Origin of the sequence: Mycolicibacterium mageritense (assembly GCF_010727475.1) — a bacterium.
Classification (GTDB): domain Bacteria; phylum Actinomycetota; class Actinomycetes; order Mycobacteriales; family Mycobacteriaceae; genus Mycobacterium; species Mycobacterium mageritense.
Genome location: NZ_AP022567.1, coordinates 4,180,371 through 4,204,938, shown reverse-complemented (window position 1 = coordinate 4,204,938; position 24,568 = coordinate 4,180,371). Strand labels below are relative to the sequence as shown.

The following is a 24,568-nucleotide window of genomic DNA, read 5'->3' as shown; positions in this document are numbered from 1 at the left end:
CGGTATCAGGTTTCCGAAGTCACTATGGCAACCCGTCCTGAAACCACTGTGACCAATGTGACCAACGCTCAAACCACCCCACGTCCGCAACAAAGCTCCGAAACTTCGTACACCCCAGCCAATCCGCGTGATCCGCTGATAACTCCCCCACACCGTGGATACGCTCCGAAGAGTCCTGACCGCCCGCCGAAAGGACTCCATGACCGCACTCGCGCAAGCGCTTGTCGGGGGGATCCTCATCGGTGGGTTGTACGTGGCCATCAGCATCGGCTTCTCGTTGTCGTTCGGTGTGCTCGACGTCGTCGATCTCGCGGTCGGCATGTGGGTGGTCATCGGTGCGTACGCCGCGATCGTGGCCAGTGAGGCCCTCAAGGTCGACGCGTTTCTCCTGCTCCCCGCGGTGTTCGTGGTGTTCGGGATCGTCGGTTGGATCATCGCGCCGCTGATCTACCGGGTCCGGACCAGCAAGTACGCGCTGCCGGCGCTGATGGGGCTGGCGTTCACGTTCGGCCTGGCCACGCTGATCCGCGGCGGCCTGCTCACGGCGTTCGGCTACAACCCGCGCACCGTGCGCACCGAGTACTTCCCCGGCAACATCGAGCTGTTCGGCATCACGGCCCCCACCATCCGGGTGGCCGGCTTCGCGTTCGCGGTGATCGCGACGGGCCTCTTCCTGGCGTTCCTGTTCTACACCCGCACGGGCCTGGCGATCCGGGCCACCGCGCAGAGCAAAGAGAACGCCGGGCTGATGGGCATCGACGTCAAGCGAATCAGCAGCCTAGTGTACGCGATCTACACCGGGCTCACAGCGATGGCCGGCGCGTTACTGGGCGCGATCTACGCGATGACGCCGGAAGTCGGTCTGCGCTATACGTTGTTCGCGTTTTTCGTGGTGGTGCTCGCGGGCCTGGGCTCGGTGGTCGGGGTCATGGCGGCGGGGTTGTTCCTCGGCATATTGCAGTCGGTGGTGACGACGTACGTCGGCGCCAACTACACCCTGCTCGTGGTTTTCGCGGTACTGTTCCTCGCCCTGTTGCTGTTCCCGCAAGGCATCTCGCGGCGGGGCCTGGCATGAGGAACAGGCCGGCCTCCGGGGGCAATCCGTTTCTCAACCTGGGCATGCTCGCACTCGTCGTCGCGGCGTTGTGCCTGCTGCCGATGATGACGTCGCCCTATTACATCCGCGTCGCCACCGGTGTCGCGCTGTGGGCCGGAATCGCACTGTCCTGGAACGTCATCTGCGGCTACGCAGGTTACATCAGCTTCGGCCATGTCGCGTTCTTCGGCATCGGCGCGTACACGACGGCGATCCTCATGCAGCCCCAGCACGACTGGAACTTCTGGGCGACGCTTCCGGTCGCGGCCGTCATCGCCGGTGCGGTTGCCGCGCTGGTCGGGTGGCCCGCGCTGCGGCTCAAAGGCGCGTACTTCGCCATCGCGACGTGGGCCCTGGCCGAGGCGGTCCGCGAACTCACCACGGTCCTCGACTTCACCGGCGGCTCCGGCGGACTCAGCACTCCGATCCGTGCCGACGACAACTTCTTCTTCTACACCATGCTCGCCGCCGCGGCGATCGCCTACGCGGTGTGCTACCTGCTGCTGGAACGATCCCGGTTCGGGTTCCGGGTGAAGGCCGTGCGCGACAACGAGATCGCCGCCCGGGCGCAGGGCATCAACACCACGCTCGTCAAGATCGAGGCCTTCGTGCTGAGCGCGATCATCCCGGCCGTGCTGGGCGGTATCAACGCCTACTGGATCACGTTCATCAACCCGGCCAGCGTGCTCAACACCCTCATCACCGACCAGCTGGTGGTCATGGTGCTCGTCGGCGGGCTCGGGCACGCGTGGGGCCCGGCGCTCGGCGCGACCGCGCTGTACCTGCTGCAGGAGCAACTGCGCGTCAGCTACGGCGAAACCACCGCCTACATCATCATCGTCGGCGCCCTGGTGATGGCAGTCGTGCTGTTCCTGCCTGACGGCCTGGTCAGCCTCGCCCGCCGCGCAAGACGAATGCGCCTGGTACACCAGCTGCTTGGCCGCATCGCGCCCCAGAAGGCGCGACCATGAGCGTATTGCAGGTGAGCGACCTGTTCCGCGCGTTCGGCGGCATCCGCGCCGTCGACGGCGTCACGTTCGAGGTGGCCCAAGCGGAGATCGTCGGCATCATCGGGCCCAACGGCAGCGGCAAGAGCACGCTGTTCAACCTGCTCACCGGCGCGATCAAGCCGGACAGCGGCACCGTGACGCTCTTCGACAAGGACATCACCCGCCTGGCCCCGCACCGCATCGCCCGCGCCGGCCTGGCCCGCACCTTCCAGATCCCGGCATTGTTCGTGAACATGACTGTGCGGGAGAACCTCTGGACCGCCGCCGTGCAGTTCGACTGGGACAACGCCCGCGCCGACGCCGACACGGTGCTGGACCGCCTCGAGCTCACCCACGTCGCCGAGGATCTCGCGAGCAGCCTCTCCGGCGGTCAGCAGCGGCTCCTGGAGATGGGCCGGGTGCTGATGCGCAAGCCCAAAGTCGCACTGCTGGACGAGGTTGCGGCCGGTGTGCATCCGCGGCTACGCCAGATCATGCTCGACGCCATCCGCGATCTGCGCGACGCGGGCACGACGTTCCTGGTGATCGAGCACGACATGGAGCTCGCGCAGGACATCTGCGACCGGATCCTGGTGATGGACGCCGGAAAAATCGTCGCGCAGGGCAGCTTTGAGGAGATCTCGCACGACCCGCACGTCATGGAGGCGTATCTGGGGGTGCCGACGAGTGAGTGAGATTACCGTCGAGAACCTCGACGCCGGGTACGGCAGCGTGCAGATCCTGCACGAGGTGTCGATGACGGCCCGCACCGGCGAGGTCACGTGCATCTTCGGGCCCAACGGCTGCGGCAAGAGCACACTGCTCAAGGCGATGGTCGGCGTGATCGACCCGTGGGCCGGCCGCGTCACCCTCGACGGCGACGACCTCACCCACCTGCCGTCGCACCGCACGCTCGGCCGCGGCCTGGCGATGATGCCGCAGGGCGGCGGCGTCTTCCCGCACCTGTCGGTGCGCGACAACCTGCGCGTCGGCGGCTACACGATCCGCTCCCGCACGCAACTCGATGAACGGATCGAGGAACTGCTGGTGGAGTTTCCGCGGCTGCGCGAACGCTACGCGGTGCCGGCCGGCCAGTTGTCCGGCGGCGAGCAGATGATCCTGTCGATCGCGCGGGCGCTCATCTTGAACCCGCGGTTCCTGCTGTTCGACGAGCCGTCGGCGGGCCTGTCCCCCAAGCTCGTTGGCGACGTCCTGGCCCGCGCGGCCGAGCTGGCCCGACGCGGCGTCGGCGTGATCATGATCGAGCAGAACATCCGCGAGGCGATGCGGGTGGCCGACCGGCTGTACGTCCTCGTCGGCGGACGTAACCGGTTCGACGGCACCCCCGCCGACGTGAAAGACGACCGCGAGCTCATGCACCTCTATCTGGGTGGCCGCTGAAGGAGAGGAATCACCATGTCCCACAACATCAACCGTCGCGTCTTTCTCACGCGAGCCGGCCTGGTCGCGGGCGGTGTGGTGGCCGGCCCGAGCCTGCTGGCCGCGTGCGGCGGCGAGCAGGACGGCGGCGGGACCACCGACACCTTCAAAGTGGGTGCGGTCCTTGAGCTTTCCGGAGAATCCGCGACCGGTGGCCAGATCGCACAGCGCGGCTACCAGCTGTGGGCCGACACCGTCAACAACAAGGGCGGCCTGTCGATCGGCGACAAGAAGTACAAGGTCGACCTGATCGTGCAGGACTGCAAGAGCGATCCCGCCACGGGTGCCCACGCCGCATCGCGGCTGGCCACCGAGGAGGGTGTGAACGCCATGTTCGGCGCGTACACCAGCGGCGTGCAGCTCGCGATGGACCCGATCTGCGCCAAGTACCGCATCCCGTGTATCGCGGGCTCGGCCGAGTCGCCCAACGTGTGGAAGAAGCAGCCCGCGTTCACCTTTGGCGTCATCCCCGCGGTCGACCTGACGGCCGCGAGCTCGATCCAGTCGATCGTCGACACCGCCAATCCCAAACCGGTCAGCGCGGCCGTCGTCGGCGCCAACGAGCCGTTCTCCGACGACACCGCCAACGGCTTCCGCGCGGGCGCCGAGGCCGCCAAGCTCAACGTGGTGCACTTCTCGCTGTTCCCGCCGAACGCCGACCTGGCGCCAGTGGCTCAGGTGGTCGCGGCGCAGCGGCCCGACATCGTGGCGGTCGGCGGCCACGACGTGCTGCTGGTCGACTTCGTCAAGGCGATGGCCGCGACCGGCTACACGCCGAAGGCGATCATCGAGCACTACGGCATCACCGACGCGTCGTTCTCGAAAGCCCTTGGCCGCCAAGCCGACGGCGTCCTGGGGATCTCGGTGTGGCTGCCGACCGCGACGTTCAAAGACGACCTGTTCGGCTCGGCCGGCGAATATGCGCAGGCCTTCGAGAAGGCGTACGGCTCACCGCCCGACTACACCTCCGCGGGATGCAGCGCGGCCGGCCGGGTGCTGCAGGCCGCGGTCGAGAAGCTGGGTGAGACGCCGTCACTGTCCGAGGACGCCCGGGGCAAGCTCAACGACCTGATCGCCGCGACCGACCTGCAGACCTTCTACGGCCCGATCAAGTTCGCCACCGAGGGCGACCACTTCCACAACAACACCGCGCTCGACCCGATGCTGGTGCAGATCCAGGGTGGTCAGGTCAAGGCCATCGCGCCGCCGGATGCCTCGCAGGCGCCGATGATCTATCCGCTGCCGCCGCTGGGTTGAGCGCCGCGACACCGAGGGGCTGTTGACCACCACGTCGCGCACCGATCACACCTGCGTCTGCACGTCCGAACCCGGCGTACGCGCCTTGATGGTCGGCTGAGTGGGTTCGTCGAAGTAGTGAGTGGCGTGACGTCCCAACGCTTTTGCCGTGTACATCGCCCTGTCGGCGTGCCGCAGCATCTCGGCGATGTCACGTCGATCGTCCTGATCGGTCGCGACGATGCCGATGCTCGCGCTGATATGGATTGCCTTGCCGCCGACGATGATCGGCTCGGCCAGCGCGTCGAGGATCCGGCCCGCCACGACGTCGAGCTCGGGCCGGGTGAGCTCACCGACCAACAGCACCACGAATTCGTCGCCTCCGAGCCGCCCGACCGTGCCGAGATCCCGGACGGTCGCACGGAGCCGCTGTGCGGCGACGGTGATGACGGCGTCACCGGTTTCGTGTCCGTGGGAGTCGTTGATCTTCTTGAAGTCGTCGAGGTCGATGAACAGCACGGCGGCCGGCGGCGCATCGCCCTGTTGCAGCTGCGCCATCCGCTCCACGAGCTGCGCACGGTTGGGCAGCCCGGTCAGCGGATCGTGGGCCGCCTGATAGGCGAGTCTTTCTGTGGCCGAACGTTGTTCGGTGATATCGCTGAAGGAGATGAGAACGGCGGAGTCGTCGGGGTCAGACGGGTTGAGCAGCCGACAGTTCACCGACAGCCAGATCCGCGAGCCATCGGAGCGCGCCACCCCGACGGTCCGGCCGCTGATCGGGGTACCGCTGACGAGCGTCTCGAGGATGGGGATGTGGGAGAAGGTGAGCGGGCGGCCCCCGTCGTCGCACAGCTCGAACGGGTTGGCGTCGCCGAGATCGCTACGTAGCAGGACGTCGGCCTCGACGCCGAGGATGCGCCGCGCGGCCGGATTGGCGGTCCTCGGTCGGCCACTGCGGTCCATCACGATGACGCCTTCTTCGAGCGAGGACACTACGGATTGAAAGTGCTGTTCGGCGCGCCGCACCGCGGTCTGGTCCGAGCACAGGAGCACAAACCCGTTGTCCATCGCGGCGGCCGACACCCGGATGGTCAGGTGCGACCCGTCGAGGGCACGATGCGTCGCGTGCGCCGTACCGCCTGCCGCGACGATGTCGCCGGGAGCGAGCGGGGCGCCGACCGCTTCGCTGACCAATCTCGCGAGCGCGTCCGCCGCGGGGCGCCGGTAGATGACCTCAGCAGCCCGGTTCCAACTGGTGACCAGACCGCTCGTTGTCGTCGCGATGATCGCGTCGCTGACATGGTCGACGAGCGCGGCCTGATATCGCAGCGTGGTCTGGGCAGCCTTTTGCGCGGTGAGATCCCGGAAGATCACCTGATACGCCGGACCGCCATCCCACGTCGTAAGCACCGACACCGCCTCGACGTCCAGCATGGTGCCGTCGAACCGCAGCATCACCGCTTCCGAGGGCGCCGACGACTCCCCCTCGTGCCGCAATTCTGCAATTCTGGCCAACATCGGCGGAATCGAATCCGGATGAACGAACCGGGTGATTTCCCTGCCGATCAATTGGTCTGCCGACTGTGCGGCCATCCAGCGAATTCCCGCGGCGTTGATGTACACCAACCTGCCGTGTTGATGCACACAGATCGCATCCGGACACTGATCGATGAGCTGGCGGAATCTGCGCTCAGCGGAACCGTCGATGTGTTGACCCCCGTGACGACCCACAGTGCCCTTCGGTTACTCGCGCGTATTTCTGCCTAGGACATAGAAGCAGCGACGGCCCGATCCGGCAATAGCGTGCACGCCATCGGGTTAATAGCGTCGAGTGACGGTTAATCCGACCGCGGCGGCCAAATAGCGCCGCCGACTCAGAGAAAAGGAACGCAATGCACGAAGAGCAAATCCACATGACGGGAATCGGCGCGGTGACCGGGTACGGCTGGGGTACCGCCGAGCTGTGGCGCGGGCTGCTCAGCGGGAAACCCGCCGCGGCGCTCATCGATCGCTACGCCGACGACGGGCAGGGCAACGCGTGGCTCGCACAGGTTCCCGCGGGCGGCGATCCCGCCGACGGACCGAGCCGCTCAGGCCGAGCCCTGCGGGCCGCGGCACGCGAAGCGATCGCCGATGCCCAAGACCGGGGCTGGCGGCGGGGTCGACGCGTCGGCCTGCTGCACGCCATCGTGCTTCCCGAAGCCGAGGAGTGGCGGCAGTTCTACGTCCAGGACGGCGGTCGGCGCAAGACCCGTGGCTATCTTTCGCTGATGCCGTCGACCCCCGTGTCGCTGCTGATGCAGGAGTTCGGGTTCCACGGTCCGGCGATGAACGTGTCGGCGATGTGCGCGTCCGGGAATGCCGGCCTGATCACGGCGAAGATGTGGCTCGACGCCGGAGTGGTCGACGACGTCGTGTTCGTCGCCACCGATCTGTCGTTGACTCCGGAGAATGTCCGCCACTTTGTGCAGTTGGGTGTCGCGGTGGTCGACACCGAACCGCTCGACGCCTGCCGACCGTTCCAGGAAGGCAGCCGCGGGTTCGCCGTCGGCGAAGCATCGGTGGCTTTCGTGTTGTCCAAAAACACTCCGGCACCGTACGTTTCGCTGCTCGGCGGAGCGATGACACACGACGCCTACCACGTCACCTCGGTGGACCCGGCCCGCACGCACGTCGACGAGTGCGTGCAGTTGGCGCTGGCCGATGCCGGGGTGTCGGCCACGGACGTGCGCTACGTCAACGCGCACGGCCCGGGCACCCGGCAGTGCGACACCGCCGAAGCCGGCGTGGTCGACGAGCTGCTGGGCGGCCGGCCCGAGATCTACTCGGTCAAACCGCTCACCGGCCACTGCCAGGGCGCGGCCGCGGCAGTCGAGGTGGCGGCCGCGGCGCTGGGCTATGAGTACGGCATCGTCCCGGCGCCGCCCGCGGTCGCGCCCGGCCACGCGCGGTTGTTGGACGGCCCCACCGCGATGTCCGACGGCGTGACGCTCAAGACCTCGCTCGGGATGGGCGGCCAGAACTCGGCGGTTGTCCTGGCACCGGCCCGGTGACGGCACTCCGCGGCTGCGCGTCCCTCGGCGGGCGCGTGGCCGCGGACTGTTCATGTGTGGGCTCGACCTGCTCGACGACAGCGATTGGCACGTCTGGGATCTCGGCCCATCGGCATATACCTTGCTGCCGCGCGCCACCATGCTCGCCGACATCTGGGCCCAGAAGTAAGGCCTGGTATCACCGGCGATATCACGTTTCGAAACCATGTGTCACCTCCGCAGCCGGGGCCAAAGTGACTGGTGTGATCACTGGCACCCGTAAAGCAGCCCTACACGCCCAACTGCCCCGACAACCGGTTCAGCCGGTCCAGGCTCGCCCCGTCAAGGCCGGTGAACGAAACCGTCTTTCCGCGTGATGCGTACTTCAATCGGATCGTATCCAGCGTCGCGACAGACGACGCATCCCAGACCGATGTCCCGGACAGGTCGATCACCACCTCGGAGGGGTCGTCGGCGTAGTCGAATTGGTGCACCAGGTCATTGCTCGAAACGAAGAACAGATCCCCGCGAACGCGGTAGGTCCGGGTGCCGTCCGGTCCGGTCACCGCCGACACCGTGGTGAAGTGCGCGACGCGGCGTGCGAACGCCACCATCGCGGCCAGCACCCCCAGTGACACCCCGATGGCCAGGTTCCCGGTCGCCACCGTGGCAATGACGGTCACCACCATGACCAGAGTCTCACTGCGCGGCAACACCTTCAGCGTGCGCGGCGCCACACTGTGCCAGTCGAATGTCGCGAACGACACCACGATCATCACCGCGACCAGCGCGGCCATCGGGATGCGGCCGACGAGGTCACCCAGCGACACCACGAGGATCAGCACGAAGACCCCGGTCAGCAACGTCGACAGCCGGGTTCGGGCACCGGCCACCTTGACGTTCATCATGGTCTGCCCCACCACCGCGCACCCGCCCATGCCGCCGAACACCGCGGTCACGACGTTGGCGATGCCCTGTCCGCACGCTTCACGGGTCTTGTTGGACGGCGTGTCGGTGATGTCGTCGACGAGCTTGGCCGTCATGAGTGACTCCAACAGACCCACCAGCGCCGCGCCCAACGCATAGGGTGCGATCACCTGCAGCGTGTGCAGGGTCACCGGCACATGAGGAAAGCCGGGCACGGGCAGTGAATCGGGCAGGGCCCCTTGATCTCCCACATCGGGCACATTCCACCCGAAGGCGACGACCAACAGCGTCAGCACCAGCACCACGACCAAGGGTGCGGGCACCGCAGTGGTCACCTTCGGCAGCACGAACATCACCGCGATGCCCACCGCGGTCAGCGGGTACACGAGCCACGGCACGCCGACGAGATGCGGCAGCTGCGAGACCAGCACCAGGATGGCGAGCGCGTTGACGAAGCCCACCATCACACTGCGGGGGATGAACCGCATGAGCTTGGCGACACCGAACAGCGCCAGCAGCATCTGAAACACCCCCGCCAGGAGGATCGTGGCGACCAGGTAGCCCGCGCCGTATTCCCGGGACACCGGTGCGACGACGAGCGCCACGGCCGCGGTCGCGGCCGTGATCATCGCCGGCCGCCCACCGGTGATCGCGATGGTGATCGCCATGGTCACCGTCGAGAACAAGCCCACCCGCGGATCCACCCCGGCGATCACCGAGAACGCGATGGCCTCGGGGATCAGCGCCAGCGCGACCACCAGGCCGGCCAGCACCTCGGTGCGCAGCACGGCAGGCGACCGCAGCGACGGCCCGGTCGCGGGCGCGCGGAATCCAGCAATGGTCAGGCTCATCAAAACTCCTTGGCGGACAGCCGAATCGGCTAGGCAGCCGGACGATGGCCGAGGAAGTCCAGAATGGCGCGCCGACGGCGCTGATAGGACTCCTCGAACTGCGCCTCGGGCGTGCGGGGCTTGTCGATTGTAATGACATCGGCAACGGTCGCAGGCCGGTGGCTCAGCAGGACGATCCGGTCGGCCAGCAGCAGCGCCTCGTCGACATCGTGTGTGACGAACAGCAGAGTCATCATCTGCGTCTCCCACACCGAGATCAACAGCTGCTGCATCTCGAGCCGGGTCTGGGCGTCCAGCGCGCCGAACGGCTCGTCCATGAGCATCACCCGCGGCTCACAGGCCAGCGTGCGCGCGAGCTGCACCCGCTGCCGCATGCCGCCCGACAGCTGGCTGGGCAGATGGTCCAGATAGGCGCCGAGCCCGACCTGCTCCAGCCGCGTCGTCGCAGTCGTCTTCTGTTCCTTGCCGCGCACGCCCCGCAGCTTGAGCGGGAACTGGACGTTCTTGAGCGCGGTACGCCACGGGAACAGTGCGTCCTCCTGAAACACCATGGCGCACTGAGCGACGTTGCCGGTGACGGGTGCACCGTCGACCGTCGCGGTGCCGCCCATGGGCTTGAGCAGCCCGGCCAGCGCCCGCAGGATGGTCGACTTGCCGCAGCCCGACGGGCCGAGGAACACGACGACCTCACCGGGTTCGATGGTCAGCGTGATGTCGGCGGCGACGACACCGTTGAAGCCGAGTTGCAGCTGCTGGAGGTTGACCGCTCCGGTGCTCATCGCGACGCCCTCGGCAGCCAGCGGTTGACCCGCCGTCCGACGCGCTCGACCAGCCAGGCGGTGCCCAGCCCGAGTGCGCCGATCGAGATCATGCCGACGACGACGCCGGCGTAGTCGAGCAGCCCGTACGCCTGCCACGTGTAGTAGCCGATGCCGAACTGGCCCGAGATCATCTCCGCACTCACCACACAAATCCACGCCACACCCATCGCCACCGAAAGCCCGGCGAAGATGCCGGGCAGCGCACCCGGGATGATCACGTGGAACAACAACGACATTCGGCCCGCACCCATGGTCTGCGCGGCCTCCTCCCACACCTTCGGCATGGAATCCATGGCGTGGATGGTGCTGACCACCACCGGGAAGAACGCCGCGAAGAACGTAATGAACACGATGCCCTGCTCACTGGACGGGAATAACAGGATGGTCAGCGGCACGAGCGCGATCGCGGGGATCGGCCGGATCAGTTCGATGAACGGCCGCAACGTCATTCGGGCGATCTCGGAGCGTCCGACCAGCACGCCGAGCCCGATGCCGACCACCGCGGCGAGGCCGAAGCCCAGCAGGATTCGCTGCAGGCTGGCCAGCAGGTCGTCGTAGTAGGTGCCCGAGCCGACCCGTGCCAGCAGGGTCTGCAGGACCGCTTCCGGGGTCGGCATCCGGTTGAATCGCAGCCACGCGACGACGTTGTTGGCGGTCAGCAGATGCCAGGCCACCAGGAACACCGCGATCGGGATCAGTGGCAGCAGCAGCGCAGGCACACGTCGCGTGACCGACGCGGGCAGCACGTCGGCGATCCTGTGCCGCAGCGACTTTCCGGATTTGTGGGCCGGGGACCACGATCGCGGAGAGACGATCGTGGGCCGGGTCATGAGCTCGGTCATGCGGTTTCCTTTCTCATGGGGAGTGACTAACCGGCCGTGCGGGACTGCCCGACCGCGGCGGCGTAGCCGACGGCCTGGGCGTGCGGATGACTGGCGCGGTAGGTGTCCGCACCCGCCGAGGTGGCGAACGGCTTGTAACGCTGGGTGGGCGGCGCGGTCGGATCTTGCAGCCAGACGGCGTGGTCGGCGAAGATCCGCAGCCCGGTGAGCGTGTCCGGCACATAGGCGGCCCGCACGGCAGGTGTCGCGGCCACCCGGCGCAGCAGGCATGCCGGGGTCGCCGCGACGTCGGTGGTCTCAGCGCCGGACGCCCACAGCTCGGAGGCCAGCGCCGGGTCGTTCACCGGTAACCCGCAGACGTCGTCAAAGCCGGTGAGCGTCATCGGATTCGCGACGCTCGCACGTCGCACCGGGTACTCGTCGCCGAACAGCTGTCGCAGGTAGCCGTCGTTGACGAACCCGGGTACGTCGAAATCGGCTGTCACCGAACCGCGCCCGACCAGGTAGTCCTTGACGGCCGCGAACGCGGCGAGAAACTGCTCTTTGAGGGTCATGTCGAAGCTGACCAACCCGTTGGGGCCGTTGTAGAGATAGATCACCTCGGGTTCGATGCCGGTCAGCTCCCCTACCCGCTTCGCTGCTGCCAGCGGGTGCGCGACGATGTCGTCGGTGGTGGCCCTCATCGCTCGTAGGAACGCCGCCATCACGTCGGGATTGCGGTCGGCGAACTGCCGCCGCACCACCACGCCGTGAAACGTCGGCACGTTGTTGTCGCCGCCGTCGTAGAGCAGCCGTCCTTGGTTGCGGTAGATCACCAACTGCGGCCACGGCACGAACTGCGCCAGGGCATCGACCTGCCGCCCGTCGATCGCCGACGCGCCCACCGATGGATCCTGGTTGACGATCTGCACGGCGCTCTTGTCGATCCCGCTGTTCTTCACGGCCGACGAGAACATTCCGTCACCGGCCGACCCGAGGCTCGTCGAAACCTTCTTGCCCGTCAGGTCGGTCAGGGTCTGAGCGGTCGAATCCGATGGCACCACCACCTGGTTCAGCGAGCCGCGCAGGTTGTAGCCGGTGGTCGCGACCATCTCGGTGACTGCGTCGTCGTATTTGCGGGTCTTGGAGCCGTTGGTGAGCAGCGGGTAGTCGCCCATAGACCCGATGTCGACGTGGGTGGCGATCATCTGTGCGGTCAGCGGAGCGCCGGACGCGAAGTCCTGCCACACCACCCGGTACTTGGTCCCGGTGGCGGCACCCAGTTCCTTGAGTGCGTTCTCGAAGTCGCCGCGGTCGCGCAGCAGGGTGCCGGCGTTGACGGTGTTGATGGTCTTCGATTGGTAGCCGACGTTGACGACGACGGTAGGCTCGGTGAGCAGACCGCACCCGGTCAGCAGCTGCGCCCCACCGACGGTGAGTGCGGTCAGCAGAGTCGCCGACCGGGCGCGCCACCGGCCACGAGGGGGATATTGCACGTCGTCCATACCGACAAGGGTCGACGGCTTCTGTTACCTCGCTGTCATGTGAGGTTGCGCAGCAGTTACGCCATCTGCGCCGAATGAACGCGGACGTTACGCCACCGACACCGCCCTGGAAACCCGGAGCTGTTTCGGAAAAGCTTGCAGCCGTGGATGATCCGATGGAGCCCGATTACCGGTTCACGCTGGCCAACGAACGCACGTTTCTGGCATGGCAGCGGACGTCCCTCGGCTTGCTCGCCGCGGCCGTCGCTGTGGTGCAGTTCATGCCCGAACTGACAATGCCCGGTGTTCGCCACATACTGGGTGTGGCGGTCGGTGCCCTGGCGATCCTGACCGCGATTGCGGGCCTGCGTCGGTGGGCCCAGGTGGATCGCGCCATGCGCCACGACCAGCCGCTGCCCCGCGCTGCCGTGCCTGCGTATCTCACAGCCGCTCTGGCGACGATGGGGCTGGTCACGGTCGGTGTGGCCGTCGCCGCCACGCTCCGATGACCCGGCAGGCACTCGCCGAAGACCGGGGGCTGCAGGCCGAACGGACCGCACTCGCGTGGACCCGCACCGCGCTTGCAGTTGCCGCGTCGGGGGTGCTCGTGTTGGTGCGCGACGGCGTCGGTAGCCCCGCGCGCATCGCGGTCGTCGCCGCGGCCGCCGTACTCGCCGCGGGCGTGTACGTGGTCGGGGCGCGGCGGCGCCGTCAGCTGCTGTGCCGCCCGGTGGCAGCCGGGCGGCGGTATGTACCGATTGTCGGAGTCGCCGTGATCACCGAGAGCGCGTTGGTGGTGGCGTATCTGGTGTTACCCGCCGCCTGAAAGCACTCGCTGCGCGGCGGCCCGCACCTTCTTCCGCACCCGCTGCGCAATGTTCGTTGGGCCGGAGACCATGGACTTGGTCACCCACATGACCTCCCAACCGCGCGATTCGAGTTCGGCCGTCTGCAAGTACACCCACCTTCGGTAGCCCGGAACATCTCGCTCCTCGTCGCATTCGACGGCGAATTTCCATCGAGGCCAGCCCATCGCCGCGCGGGTCTCTACCAACCCCCACTGGTCATAGAACGGGATATGAGTCTCGAGTCCTGGTATGCCCGCGTAGCGCAGGGCCAGGCGCGTTTGCGTCTGTAGCGGTGATTCGGCGCCGCCGTCGGCGTCCATCAGTGCCGTCCGCAGGCGATCAACGCCTCTTATGCCTCGATTCGCTTTGACCAAGGACCACACGTCCTCAGGGTCAAGTCCGGTCTTGTTCATCAACGCATCCAACATCGGCACCGCTTGCGCATACGGTAGCAACCGGCCCAGATCGAACGCCGTGCGCGCCGCGGTTGTCACTCGCATCCCGTCGATCGTGCAAATATTCTCTGGCGCAAGGGAATACGAGTGCACCCGGAGGCCCTTCGGTGCATGACGGTTGGTCCGCACGACCTCGGCCGGCGCGTTGACGTCCAGCCACCGGGTGCCGTGTACCGCGGCGGCCGACACCCCGCACAGGACCGCGTCGGGTCCGGTGAACAGCCATGCCGCACGGGCCCGCAACAGTGGTGTCAAAGCGACGTCATTGTCCAGATACACATTGCGGTACACGGCCCGATACTTCGTCCCGAGCTCGTGCGCCGTGAGCAACCCGGCCCGGATGGCCTTGCTACCGAGGAACGGGGACTCGTTGTCCATGGAGCCAGCATCGGCGGGTCTTCCGACAATTCTGGTGGCCGTGCCAGGGTTATCCACAGGGCTGCGGCGAACGTGCAGGCTTTGACGTCGAAGTTGCCGATCTGCCGCAATGAAACTGCACATTCGGCGCAGGGCCCCCGGAGTGGACATCCCTTGGGAGCACTGTGACGAACGTGCAGGCTGTATTCGCGATCGCGCCGTTCTGGCACCGAAAACCTGCACGTTCGTCACAGTGTTTCCAGTGGGACATCAGATGTCGAGAAAGCGGATGTCCTTGGCGTTGCGGGTGATGAAGCTCCGGCGGGCTTCGACGTCGTCGCCCATCAGGATCGAGAACAGCTCGTCGGCCGCCGCGGCGTCATCGAGGGTCACCATACGCAACACCCGCACGGTCGGATCCATCGTGGTCTCCCACAGCTCCTTGGCGTCCATCTCACCCAGACCCTTGTACCGCTGGATACCGTCATCGACATTGATCCGCTTACCGGCGGCCTTACCCGCCTCCAGCAACGCATCCCGCTCCCGGTCGGAATAGGCGAACTCCGGCTCCTGACGCTGCCACTTGAGCTTGTACAACGGCGGCTGCGCCAAAAACACATGCCCGTTCTCGATCAACGGCTTCATGAACCGGAACAACAACGTCAACAGCAGCGTCGAGATGTGCTGACCGTCCACGTCGGCGTCGGCCATCAACACGATCTTGTGATACCGCAGCTTGTCGATATCGAACTCGTCATGAATACCGGTGCCCAGCGCCGTGATGATCGCCTGGACTTCGGTGTTCTTCAAAACCCGGTCGATACGGGCCTTTTCGACGTTGATGATCTTGCCGCGCAACGGCAGGATCGCCTGGAACATCGAATCCCGGCCGCTCTTGGCCGAGCCACCCGCCGAATCACCCTCCACCACATACAGTTCGGACTTACGCGGATCCGTCGACCGGCAATCGGCCAACTTACCCGGCAACCCACCGATATCGGTCGCGCTCTTACGCCGCACCAACTCCCGGGCCTTACGCGCCGCAATACGCGCCTGCGCCGACGATGCGACCTTGGTGACGATGACCTTGGCTTCGACCGGGTTGGCCTCGAACCAGTGCGTCAGCTCCTCGTTGCAGACCTTCTGCACAAACGAGCGAACGGCCGCGTTGCCCAGCTTGGTCTTGGTCTGCCCCTCGAACTGCGGTTGTGACACCTTCACCGAGATCACGGCCGCCAGACCTTCGCGGATGTCGTCGCCGGTGAGGTTGGGATCCTTGTCCTTGAGGAGCTTCTTCTCCTTGGCATACCGGTTCACCACGCTCGTGAGCGCCGACCGGAACCCCTCCTCGTGGGTACCGCCCTCATGAGTGTTGATGGTGTTGGCGAACGAGTGCACCGACTCCGAGTAACCGGCATTCCACTGCATCGCGATCTCGACCTCGTGACCGGGACCGGTGCCCTCGAACGCGATGATGCTCGGCTGGATCGGGCCTTTCACCCGGTTGATGTGCTTGACGAAGTCGGTCAAGCCGCCTGGGCGGTGGAACGTGCGGGTGTCGCCGTCGGGATTGCGCCGGTCGGTCAGCGTGAGAACCAGCCCCTTGTTCAGGAAGGCCATTTCCTGAAGCCGGCGGGCGATGGTCTCGGCGTTGTACTCGGTGGTCTCGAAAACGCCTGGATCGGACCAGAATCGGACCGTGGTGCCGGTGCGCTCCGAGGCGCCGCCGCGCTGGAGGATCCCCGGCACCGAATGGTCGTAGTGTTGATGCCACTCGTACCCGTCGCGGTGGATCACCACCTCGAGCCGTGTCGAGAGCGCGTTGACGACGGACACGCCGACACCGTGGAGCCCGCCCGACACCTGGTAGGACTCGCCGTCGAACTTGCCGCCCGCGTGCAGCTGGGTCATCACGACATCGACTGTGGGAATGCCGGTTTCGTGCATGGCGACGGGGATGCCGCGGCCGTCGTCGCGCACCTCGACGCCACCGTCAGGGAGTAGCGCGACGTCGACGCGGCTGGCGTACCCGGCCATGGCCTCGTCGACCCCGTTGTCGACGACCTCCCACACCATGTGGTGCAGCCCGCGTTCACCGGTCGACCCGATATACATGCCGGGGCGTTTGCGGACGACGTCGAGGCCTTCGAGGATCGTGATCGACTGAGCGCCATAGCTGGACACGAGCGGGCTCCTACTGGCTACTGCGGGCGGGGACGAAATCGATCGGTGCGCCGGCCGGGATGAGCTCTTCAGTCTCGACGCTGGCCTCGAACTCTTGGATGAACCGGTACGCGTGCTGCATGACCCACCACCGCACCCAGGTCTGGTTGACCGCCTCGCGTTCCTTCGGATCCTCGAGAAGGTTGGTGATGCGCGCGAAGCCCAGTGGGATCTCCGGATCGTGGAAGTGCTGCTGGCGCTTGAAGTTGATCTTGAACTGCGACCACTTCACCGCATGCAGCTCCTCGTTGAGCCACACCATGCAGCCCTCCCGCTTGGATTCCTCTGCCCCACCGAAGAATTCGCGTTGGTCGATACCGTCGATGATCCGGTCGTCAGGCACCTCGCAGCCCGCCCACCGCAGCAGGGTCGGAAACATGTCGGTGACGTGCACCATTTCGTTGCTCTCGCGTGGCGCGACCTTGCCGGGCCACCGGATCAGGCACGGGGTCCGGATACCGCCCTCGGCGGAGCTGAAGTACGACCCGTCGAAGAACCCTGCGGTGCCGCGCCCGGCCAGGTGGTCTTCCGCGCCGTTGTCCCCGGCCATGATGACGATGGTGTTGTCCTCGATGCCGAGTTCGGTCAGCGCGTCCAGAATGCTGCCGAAGTCATGGTCGAGCATCAGCAGCGAATCCCCCCACGCCCCGTTGGTGCTCTTGCCCTTGAACTCCTCGCGCACCTCCATCGGGAAATGCATCAGCGAGTGGTTGTGATACAGGTAGAAGGGTTTACCTTCTTCGACGCTGCGCTTCATGAACGCTTTTGCGCGGCGGTCGTATTCGCCGTCGACCTCACCTTTGAGCTTGACGGTCAGCTGCTGATCGGTGGTGCGGACACCCGCGGCCTTGGTGCCGTCGTACATGTAGGAATAACCGTCGCGATCGCCGTTGTACCAGGGATCGTCGGGCCACAAGCATTCGTCGTACGTGCGGGCCGGGCCGTACCACTCGTCGAACCCGTGATCGGTCGGCCAGCGTCCGTCCTCCGCTCCGATGTGCCACTTCCCGAAACACGCTGTGGCGTAGCCTGCTTCGGACAGAATGTCGCCCATGGTGCGCTCCCAGGCGACGATGCCGCCACCATTTCCGCCCAGTGCGATGGTGTGGTTGCCGGACCTGATCGGATACCGCCCGGTCATCAGCGCCGAACGGGTGGGCGTGCACTGCGGTTCGACGACAAAGTGGGAAAGCTTCAGCGATTCCGCGGCAAAGGCGTCCATCCGGGCGGTGTCGGCGCCGCGCAGGATGCCGCCGCCGTAGCAGCCGAGCTCCCCCATCCCGAGATTGTCGACGTGGAAATACACGATGTTGGGTTTTTCGGGCATGGCTGAACTACCTCTCTTGTCGATAAGGGGGTGAAACGAACGAGCGCCGGCTACTTTGGCGGCTGGTGTGGTTCCCGCGCGGCGGTGGTGATCAGCGAGCACCGGTCGCCGCGATACCGCACGGTCTCGAAGTCGAAGGGTGTTCCGTCTTCCAGGTGGGTCAACCGGTGTAGCAGTAACAGCGGTGCACCGGAACGGATTTGCAGAAGCTCAGCGGTGTTTGCATCCGCTGAAACCGACTCGACGGTCATCTCGGCCCAGCCGAGCCGCATGCCGAGTTCGCGTTCGATCAGGGCGAAGACGTCCTGACTGTCCAGGTTGGCGTCGACGGGTATCGCGCCGATCCGCAGTGAGGTGGTGTCCAGCGACAGCGGCACGCCGCCGACCGAGCGCAACCGCTCGATGAACAGGATCGGGGCGTTCTCCGGGAGCTGGAGCTTGGCCGCGACGAACGGGGAGGCGACCGCTTCCCGCACCGACAGCACCGTGTTCTCCACGGGCAGTTGATGACCGGCCAGTGACTCTGCCAGACCTTCCAGCCGGTCGATGCGCTGGCTCAGCTTGGCACCGGTGACGAATGTGCCCGCCCCTTGGACCCGGGTGATCAATCCTTCGCCGCGCAGCAGTTCCAGTGCTTCGCGGATCGCGTTGCGGCTCACGCCGAACTCGGCGGCGAGTTCGTTCTCGGGTGGAAGCAACGGGCGTGCCGCAGCCAGCCCGCCATAGACTCCGTCGAGGATCTGGCCACGCAGGACGTCGCGCGCCCAACGCGCCGCATCGGCACGGGTACCGGCGTATTCCCTGGGCGCAGGACGTGGGAAGTCCTTCGGTGGGATGTTCGGTCGCCGGGCCATGACCTCACTGTGCCACCGACAGCACGTGGTGGCGATACGGTCTGTGTTACGCCACCTGTTACTTCGTAAAGTGCTAGGCCAGCGGCTACGGCACGGCGTATCGATGCCGAGTCCGCCACCTCAGTCGGCGACGCAACGAAACCCGATGTGCGTGGTCGCGCTGTCCTGCGACTGCGACGACCGGGCTGCCGGCCGGTATCGGTGGCAGTATTCGGGCGCGCACAGGTGGGATCCGCCCTTGAGGGTTTGGTGCACCGACGGGTCGCCTGCGGGCGCCGGGCAGCAGCCTGACACCTGAGGACTGGCGCGGTGCCGCGGTGCGTACCGGGTCGAGGTCCACTCCCACACGTTGCCGATCATGTCGATCAGGCCGAATCCGTTCGGCGCGAACGTACCAACCGGTGATGTTCCGATCCATCCCCGCGCACCATCGTTTCGATACGGGAACTTGCCCTGCCAGGTGTTGGCCATGAGCTCACCGTCCGGCTGAACGTCGTCGCCCCACGCGTAGGCCGACTCGGAGCCGGCACGGGCCGCGTACTCCCACTGCGCCTCGGTGGGAAGGCGTCGACCGGCCCACGCCGCATAGGCCGCCGCGTCGGGGTAGGCGACCTGGACCACCGGGTGATCGAGCCGATCGTCGATAGTCGATCCGGATCCTTCCGGGTGCTTCCAGCAGGCGCCGGGGGCCCACGTCCACCACTGCCGCCAATCGCGCAGGTCAACCGGTCCCGCGGTGGCCCGGAAGACCAATGCCCCCGGAACGAGTTCATCTGCGGGTACACCGGGAAAGGCCCGCGGATCGAGTGGGCGCTCCGCGACCGTGACATATCCCGTGGCGAGCACGAACTCCGCGAACTGGGCGTTGGTGACCGGGTGCCGCTCGATCGAGAAGGGCGCGACGACCGCCTCCAATACAGGAGATTCCTCCGGATAGAAGTCCTGTGATCCCATCCGGTAGGTGCCGCCGGGGAGGGCGACCAGTTCGGTAAGCATCCGCACAGAGTAAGCAGCGTCCGCGTCGCGTGCAGCCCGGCAGTCGCGTCGCAACGCGAATCAGTCTGCATCCCAAGGAGGATTCCTACCCCACGAAGTGCGCCGACCGGAACCGCTCCAGGTACGCGGGCCAGTCCCACGTCTCCAGGAACAGCCGCGCGGCCGCGTACCCCTTGTCGTACAGCGCTTCGGCCTGCTCGCGGGCGATGTCAAAGTCGAGCACGCCGACGTTGGTCGAATCGACCTGGATAGCACGCACTTTCACCCACGGCTGGCTGAGATACGTCTGGTCGTGGCCGACCAGCATGGTGGTCAGCAGGCTCTCCAACAACGATGGCCCACGCCAGCTCAAAAGCCCGAGCCCGGGGATCAGCTGCTCGACCGACGGTGCAGGCAGGTACGGCACCACCGTCACCCCGAACGTCGGCCACCGCGGCTCCCGGCCGTCGGGCCGGTCGAAGGAGTCGATCGGGAAGTTCGACAGCACCCCACCGTCGACGAGCGTCGACGCCTCGCCCGCAGCATCTTTCAGCGTGACAGGCTGGAACAGGAACGGGATCGCCATCGACGCGCGCACCGCGTCGGCGACGGACTGCTCGTCGGGGTCCAGCCCATAGACACGGCGGTAGTCCCACGGCAGCCGGACCAGTTGCCCGGTGGTGAGGTCGGTGACCGTGACCACGAGGCGGTAGCGCCGGTCGGCCAGCAGATGGTCATCGTCGATGGCGAGGTCGCCGAACGTGTTGACACCCAGGTTCTTCAGCTCACCGCGGATCCAGTCGTGGGCGAAATCACCGCGGTACACGCCGGTTTCCCGCAGCAGTCCCCATGCCGTGCCGAGCACCGGGATGCTCTCGATGGGCCCGCTGTCGCGGAACTTGCGGTACGGCACGCTCAGCGCGATGTCGCGCACCTGGTCGCTGGTCAGCGAGCCCTGCTGGGCCGCCGCGGCCACCACCGCGCCGACCAACGATCCTGCCGACGTGCCCGACACCCGCTCGACCTCGTACCCCGCGTCGAGCAGGGCGCCGACCGCCCCGACCAGCCCGATGCCCTTGACCCCGCCGCCCGACAACACGAGGTCCGCACGTCGGGGCGAGCTTCGCTTCGTCGCCATCACACCAGCCTGGCACGCCACACTGACAATCCACCCAGATTTGCGCGCCCGTGGCGTCGCGTGAAAGTCAGCCGAGGAGGGCGGCCGATCCGACGACGATCCCGTCGGCGTCGCTGACCAGGATCTCACCCGGGGTGAACAGGGCCCCGCCGAACGTGACCGGGACGTTTCGCTCACCGGCACCGGCCTTGTAACTGCGCCGTGGGTTCGACCCGAGCGCCTTGATGCCGATCGGGATGGCGGCCAGTGCCTCGACGTCGCGAACGGCGCCGTTGACCACCAGACCGGCCCATCCGTTGCGGTGCGCCGTGAGCGCCATGTTGTCACCGAGCATCGCGCACCGCGTGACGCCCTCGGTGTCGACCACGATCACCCGTCCTTCGCCGGGCTCGGCGATCAGGTCTTTGAGGATCAGGTTGTCTTCGCGGGAGCGGAAAGTCACGATCTCCCCGGAGAATTCGCGGACACCGCCGTAATTCAGGAGCGGCAGGTCGCAGGATTCGAGAGCCTCACCGTGCTCGTCGTAGAGGTCGGACGTACTCATTGGGTTCCTCCTGCGGAGACTCGAAGTTCGCTGAGTTGCCGGAGCTTGTCGAGGTCAGCGGCAGCGATGTCGACTCCCTCCCGTTGCTGTCTGCGCCGGTTCTGCAGTTCCAGCTGCCCCGGCAATCGCACGGGTGACGACGGGTCCGCGGCAGGAGTTGCCAGGAGTCGCTCGCGGAAATCCGTGACGCGCCGGTCCAGCTCGTCTGCCGGGCAGATGGTCTCCGTGTCGATCACGATGAAGAAGTGTCCGAGGTCTTGCGGTATTTCGGGGTGGCTGCTCCATGAGCTGACGCGGTCCAGATACGAAGCGCCACTGAGCACCCCGGCGAACAAGTCGACCATCACCGACAGTCCGTAACCCTTGTGACCGGCGATCGGTTGAAGGAAGCCGGCCAGCGCCGCGTCGGGATCATCGGTCGGAACGCCCGAGGCATCGGTGGCCCAGGTGGTGGGAATTTTCGTACCGGCCGCGGCGGCCGCCCGGATCTTCGCGCGGGCGACGACACTGAGCGCCACGTCGAAGAGGATGGGATCGTTGTCGCCGGCGGGCATTCCCCAGCCCATCGGGTTGTTGCCGAGTTTGGTCGCCTTCCCGCCCCACGGGGCAATGGTGGTGGTGGCGTTACTGGCGATGACCGCGGCGAACCCGTGCTGTGCGGCGTCGTACAGGTAGGGCATGACCGGACCGAAGTGATTGCTGCCCTTGACGAATGCGACACCGACACCGGTCTGACGACCGGCGGCGAGCGCGTCGCCGAGCGCCCGGCGCCCGACGAGCGGCCCGATCCCGTTGTCGCCGTCCACAAGTCGGACAGCCGGTGCGGGGGCGTCCGTACGGATGTCGGGCCGAGGGTTCACGCCACCGAGGCGCACCCGGTCCAGGTACTGCGGGATCCGCTGAACACCGTGGGTGTGGATACCGAACAGGTCGGCGGCGATCAGGACGTCGGCGATATCGGCGGCATCGTCGGCGGGAACGCCCCCGCCGATCAGAGCCGAGCGGGCCAGCTCGCTGAGTTCCTCGACAGCTACGGTGCAGGTGGTCATGGGCCCAAATCTGGCATGACTTCGTCATTAAGAGAAGCAAATCTATCTTCATAGATAGTTAAGCAGAGCTACTATCGGCTGATGAAGTTCGACCTCGAACGGTTGGCCGTGCTGGCCGCGGTGGCCAAGCACGGTTCCATGACCGCGGCCGCCGAGGAGCTGTCCTACACGCCGTCGGCGGTCTCGCAGCAGATTCGGCGCCTCGAGTCGGAACTGCGCACGCCGATGGTCGATCGGCACGCGCGCGGAGTGACGCTGACGGAGGCGGGCCGGGCGGTTGTCGCTCGCGCAGAAGCCATTTCAGGCCAGTTGCGCGGATTGGAGAACGACCTCGACGACCTGGCGGGCCTGCGCGCGGGGACGCTGCGGATCGGGGTCTTCCCCACGTTCGCCGCGTCGCTGCTGCCGTCGGTGATCACCCGGTTCCGCTCGCGTCACCCCGGCGTGGCGGTTGAAGTGCGGAGCAGCCGCAACGCACCGCTGCGCGAACTGTTGATCAGTGGTGAAATCGACCTCGGCCTGGCCTGGGACTACCCGTGGAATCGCGCAGAGGACGCCGCGATCACCACCGAGGAGCTGATGCTGGATCCGACGATCCTGCTGCTGCCGGCCACGCACCCCATGGCCGCGCGCACCGACGTCGACCCGGCCGGGCTCACGTCCGAGACCTGGGTGGTACGCGCGAACCATCCCACCACGGATGTCCTTGAACGGTGCGCTCGCGCAAATGGTTTCGTACCCAACATCGCCGCCGAGACGAACGACTACCCAGAACTGCAGGCGATGGTCGCAGCCGGATTCGGGATCGCCATGTGCCCCGCGCTGGCAACTCAACCGTTACGGGACGACCTGGTTGTCCGCCGGCTCAGGCCCGACGTTCCCGCGCGCAGGATCAGCACGGCCCATTCGGCCGGAAGGGCGCTCAGCCCCTCCCATCAGGCGATGCTGTCGGCGATGCGCAGCGTTGCCGCGGGACGGCCCGGATAGCTTTAAGCAGTCCTTCACGATAAGTGAATGAACCCGCGCTGGTCTTCAAAGAGTGTTCCGTGTCACTCTGGCCTTCTCCAACGGCGGAGCTGCGACGGCTTCCGCCCCAACGCGGGAGGTTGCAATGCGAAAGTTCAGGCCCCTTGTTGTCGCGGCGGCCCTGAGTTGCGTCGCGGTGATGAGTGCGGCATGCGGTGCCACCGGCCACACCGGGTCTGCTCAGGCCGGGGTCGACAATCTTGAGATCGTTGTCGGGAACTCCCCCGGCGGCGGGTACGACACCATGGCGCGCCAGATCGCCGCCGTGCTCCAGACGGACAAGATCGCGCCCGGCGTCCGGGTGATGAACAAGCCCGGCGCCGGCGGCACGGTCGCACTGCAGGATCTCGTCAACAGGGCCGGCGACGGCGAAACGGTGATGACGACGGGTCTGGCTGTATTGGGCGCGGTGATCACCAACGAATCACCCGTCACCCTCGACCAGGTCACCCCGATCGCCCGGGTTCTCGAAGAACCGATGATCATCGCCGTCGACGCCGCGTCGCCGTACCGGACGCTCGACGACCTCATCCGGGCGTGGAAGGCCGACCCCGCAAAAGTCACCGCGGGTGGCGGCGCCATCGGCGGGCCGGATTACCAGCAGGTCATGCTGCTGGCCAAGGCTGTGGGCATCAACCCGCGCACCGTCAACTTCGTGACCTACGACGGTGGCGGCGAGCTGCTGCCCGCGATTCTCGGCGGCAGGGTTCAGTTCACCGCGTCCGGCTACGCCGAGTGGGCCGAACAGGTCGATTCCGGCCAGATCAGAATTCTCGCGGTGTCCGGCGAGAAGCGCCTCGAAAAGGTCGACGCGCCAACGATCAAGGAGCAGGGCGTCGATCTGGTCTTCACCAACTGGCGCGGTTTCGTCGCCCCGCCGGACATCAGCGACGAACAGCGCACGGCGATCGTCGCCGCGTTCGAGAAGCTTCATTCCTCGCCGGCGTGGAGGGAACGCCTGCAACTCAACGGTCAGCTCGATGCCTATCTCGCCGGAGACGAGTTCGCCACGTTCATCGACCAACAACAGACGACGGTTGAGACGGTTCTCGCCGAGGCCGGGCTGCGATGATGT

23 protein-coding genes are annotated in these 24,568 nt (G+C 66.5%); 10 read left to right on the top strand and 13 right to left on the bottom strand.

Annotation, left to right across the window (positions count from 1 at the left end; all coding sequences use genetic code 11):
* The first annotated feature begins 199 nt into the window (after nt 1–199).
* From G6N67_RS20275 to G6N67_RS20255, 5 genes are read left to right on the top strand one after another with little or no spacing between them, the layout of a single operon-like run.
* Nucleotides 200–1,075: a branched-chain amino acid ABC transporter permease gene (locus G6N67_RS20275; protein ID WP_036429324.1), complete on the top strand. Its 876-nt coding sequence runs from the start codon at nt 200–202 to the stop codon at nt 1,073–1,075.
* Nucleotides 1,072–2,067, top strand: a complete 996-nt coding sequence (locus G6N67_RS20270; RefSeq protein WP_036429325.1) for a branched-chain amino acid ABC transporter permease — start codon at nt 1,072–1,074, stop codon at nt 2,065–2,067. Before G6N67_RS20275 ends, G6N67_RS20270 begins: the two co-directional genes overlap by 4 nt.
* Nucleotides 2,064–2,780, top strand: a complete 717-nt coding sequence (locus tag G6N67_RS20265; RefSeq protein WP_036429326.1) for an ABC transporter ATP-binding protein — start codon at nt 2,064–2,066, stop codon at nt 2,778–2,780. Before G6N67_RS20270 ends, G6N67_RS20265 begins: the two co-directional genes overlap by 4 nt.
* The gene (locus tag G6N67_RS20260; RefSeq protein WP_036429327.1) at nt 2,773–3,486 is read left to right on the top strand and encodes an ABC transporter ATP-binding protein; all 714 of its coding nucleotides are present in this window, start codon (nt 2,773–2,775) and stop codon (nt 3,484–3,486) included. The genes G6N67_RS20265 and G6N67_RS20260 overlap by 8 nt, the downstream gene beginning before the upstream one ends.
* A gap of 15 nt (nt 3,487–3,501) precedes the next feature.
* Nucleotides 3,502–4,782 carry an amino acid ABC transporter substrate-binding protein gene (locus G6N67_RS20255; RefSeq protein ID WP_230022708.1) on the top strand — a complete coding sequence of 427 codons (1,281 nt, stop codon included), beginning with the start codon at nt 3,502–3,504 and terminating at the stop codon, nt 4,780–4,782.
* 45 nt (nt 4,783–4,827) lie between these two features.
* Here G6N67_RS20255 and G6N67_RS20250 read toward each other — a convergent pair whose 3' ends face one another.
* On the bottom strand, nt 4,828–6,492 hold the full coding sequence (locus G6N67_RS20250; RefSeq protein ID WP_051578475.1) for a sensor domain-containing protein: 1,665 nt from the start codon (nt 6,490–6,492) through the stop codon (nt 4,828–4,830).
* Between the two features lie 161 nt (nt 6,493–6,653).
* Here G6N67_RS20250 and G6N67_RS20245 point away from each other — a divergent pair, with 161 nt between their 5' ends.
* A complete protein-coding gene (locus G6N67_RS20245) occupies nt 6,654–7,814 on the top strand; it encodes a beta-ketoacyl synthase N-terminal-like domain-containing protein (protein ID WP_036429329.1) in 1,161 nt (386 codons plus the stop codon).
* A gap of 269 nt (nt 7,815–8,083) precedes the next feature.
* On the opposite strand, the gene G6N67_RS20240 is transcribed toward G6N67_RS20245, so the two are convergent.
* Genes G6N67_RS20240 through G6N67_RS20225 form a run of 4 tightly spaced genes read right to left on the bottom strand, consistent with a single transcriptional unit; the run spans nt 8,084 to nt 12,718 of the window.
* Nucleotides 8,084–9,571 carry a SulP family inorganic anion transporter gene (locus tag G6N67_RS20240; protein ID WP_036429330.1) on the bottom strand — a complete coding sequence of 496 codons (1,488 nt, stop codon included), beginning with the start codon at nt 9,569–9,571 and terminating at the stop codon, nt 8,084–8,086.
* A gap of 29 nt (nt 9,572–9,600) precedes the next feature.
* The gene (locus G6N67_RS20235) at nt 9,601–10,350 is read right to left on the bottom strand and encodes an ABC transporter ATP-binding protein (protein WP_036429331.1); all 750 of its coding nucleotides are present in this window, start codon (nt 10,348–10,350) and stop codon (nt 9,601–9,603) included.
* The gene (locus G6N67_RS20230; protein WP_036429332.1) at nt 10,347–11,234 is read right to left on the bottom strand and encodes an ABC transporter permease; all 888 of its coding nucleotides are present in this window, start codon (nt 11,232–11,234) and stop codon (nt 10,347–10,349) included. Before G6N67_RS20230 ends, G6N67_RS20235 begins: the two co-directional genes overlap by 4 nt.
* Before the next feature lie 26 nt (nt 11,235–11,260).
* Nucleotides 11,261–12,718, bottom strand: coding sequence for an ABC transporter substrate-binding protein (locus tag G6N67_RS20225; RefSeq protein WP_036429333.1), 1,458 nt, complete (start codon nt 12,716–12,718; stop codon nt 11,261–11,263).
* A 155-nt stretch (nt 12,719–12,873) separates the two neighbouring features.
* Here G6N67_RS20225 and G6N67_RS20220 point away from each other — a divergent pair, with 155 nt between their 5' ends.
* Both G6N67_RS20220 and G6N67_RS20215 read left to right on the top strand, forming a co-directional pair.
* Nucleotides 12,874–13,206 (top strand): YidH family protein, encoded by a 333-nt coding sequence (locus tag G6N67_RS20220; RefSeq protein WP_051578859.1) that lies wholly within the window; start codon nt 12,874–12,876, stop codon nt 13,204–13,206.
* Nucleotides 13,203–13,523 carry a DUF202 domain-containing protein gene (locus tag G6N67_RS20215; protein WP_036429335.1) on the top strand — a complete coding sequence of 107 codons (321 nt, stop codon included), beginning with the start codon at nt 13,203–13,205 and terminating at the stop codon, nt 13,521–13,523. Before G6N67_RS20220 ends, G6N67_RS20215 begins: the two co-directional genes overlap by 4 nt.
* Here G6N67_RS20215 and G6N67_RS20210 read toward each other — a convergent pair.
* From G6N67_RS20210 to G6N67_RS20175, 8 genes are all read right to left on the bottom strand, one after another.
* A complete protein-coding gene (locus tag G6N67_RS20210) occupies nt 13,509–14,378 on the bottom strand; it encodes a hypothetical protein (RefSeq protein ID WP_036429336.1) in 870 nt (289 codons plus the stop codon). The two genes, G6N67_RS20215 and G6N67_RS20210, sit on opposite strands and share 15 nt — an antisense overlap.
* 249 nt (nt 14,379–14,627) lie before the next feature.
* Nucleotides 14,628–16,541, bottom strand: a complete 1,914-nt coding sequence (gene gyrB / locus G6N67_RS20205; protein ID WP_110798337.1) for a DNA topoisomerase (ATP-hydrolyzing) subunit B — start codon at nt 16,539–16,541, stop codon at nt 14,628–14,630.
* Nucleotides 16,542–16,551: 10 nt separating this feature from the next.
* The gene (locus tag G6N67_RS20200) at nt 16,552–17,907 is read right to left on the bottom strand and encodes an arylsulfatase (RefSeq protein WP_036429338.1); all 1,356 of its coding nucleotides are present in this window, start codon (nt 17,905–17,907) and stop codon (nt 16,552–16,554) included.
* Between the two features lie 50 nt (nt 17,908–17,957).
* Complete coding sequence (locus G6N67_RS20195; RefSeq protein WP_051578476.1) at nt 17,958–18,761, bottom strand: GntR family transcriptional regulator; 804 nt, start codon at nt 18,759–18,761, stop codon at nt 17,958–17,960.
* 120 nt (nt 18,762–18,881) lie between these two features.
* Nucleotides 18,882–19,757 (bottom strand): formylglycine-generating enzyme family protein, encoded by an 876-nt coding sequence (locus G6N67_RS20190; RefSeq protein WP_036429339.1) that lies wholly within the window; start codon nt 19,755–19,757, stop codon nt 18,882–18,884.
* An 85-nt stretch (nt 19,758–19,842) separates the two neighbouring features.
* Nucleotides 19,843–20,874: a patatin-like phospholipase family protein gene (locus tag G6N67_RS20185; RefSeq protein ID WP_036429340.1), complete on the bottom strand. Its 1,032-nt coding sequence runs from the start codon at nt 20,872–20,874 to the stop codon at nt 19,843–19,845.
* A gap of 67 nt (nt 20,875–20,941) precedes the next feature.
* Nucleotides 20,942–21,418 carry a ribonuclease E activity regulator RraA gene (gene rraA, locus G6N67_RS20180; protein ID WP_036429341.1) on the bottom strand — a complete coding sequence of 159 codons (477 nt, stop codon included), beginning with the start codon at nt 21,416–21,418 and terminating at the stop codon, nt 20,942–20,944.
* Complete coding sequence (locus G6N67_RS20175; RefSeq protein WP_036429342.1) at nt 21,415–22,467, bottom strand: Ldh family oxidoreductase; 1,053 nt, start codon at nt 22,465–22,467, stop codon at nt 21,415–21,417. Before G6N67_RS20175 ends, rraA begins: the two co-directional genes overlap by 4 nt.
* An 81-nt stretch (nt 22,468–22,548) precedes the next feature.
* On the opposite strand from G6N67_RS20175, the gene G6N67_RS20170 reads away from it, so the two are divergent.
* Both G6N67_RS20170 and G6N67_RS20165 read left to right on the top strand, forming a co-directional pair.
* Complete coding sequence (locus tag G6N67_RS20170; protein ID WP_036429343.1) at nt 22,549–23,454, top strand: LysR family transcriptional regulator; 906 nt, start codon at nt 22,549–22,551, stop codon at nt 23,452–23,454.
* A gap of 124 nt (nt 23,455–23,578) precedes the next feature.
* A complete protein-coding gene (locus G6N67_RS20165) occupies nt 23,579–24,565 on the top strand; it encodes a Bug family tripartite tricarboxylate transporter substrate binding protein (RefSeq protein ID WP_036429344.1) in 987 nt (328 codons plus the stop codon).
* Nucleotides 24,566–24,568 lie beyond the last annotated feature (3 nt).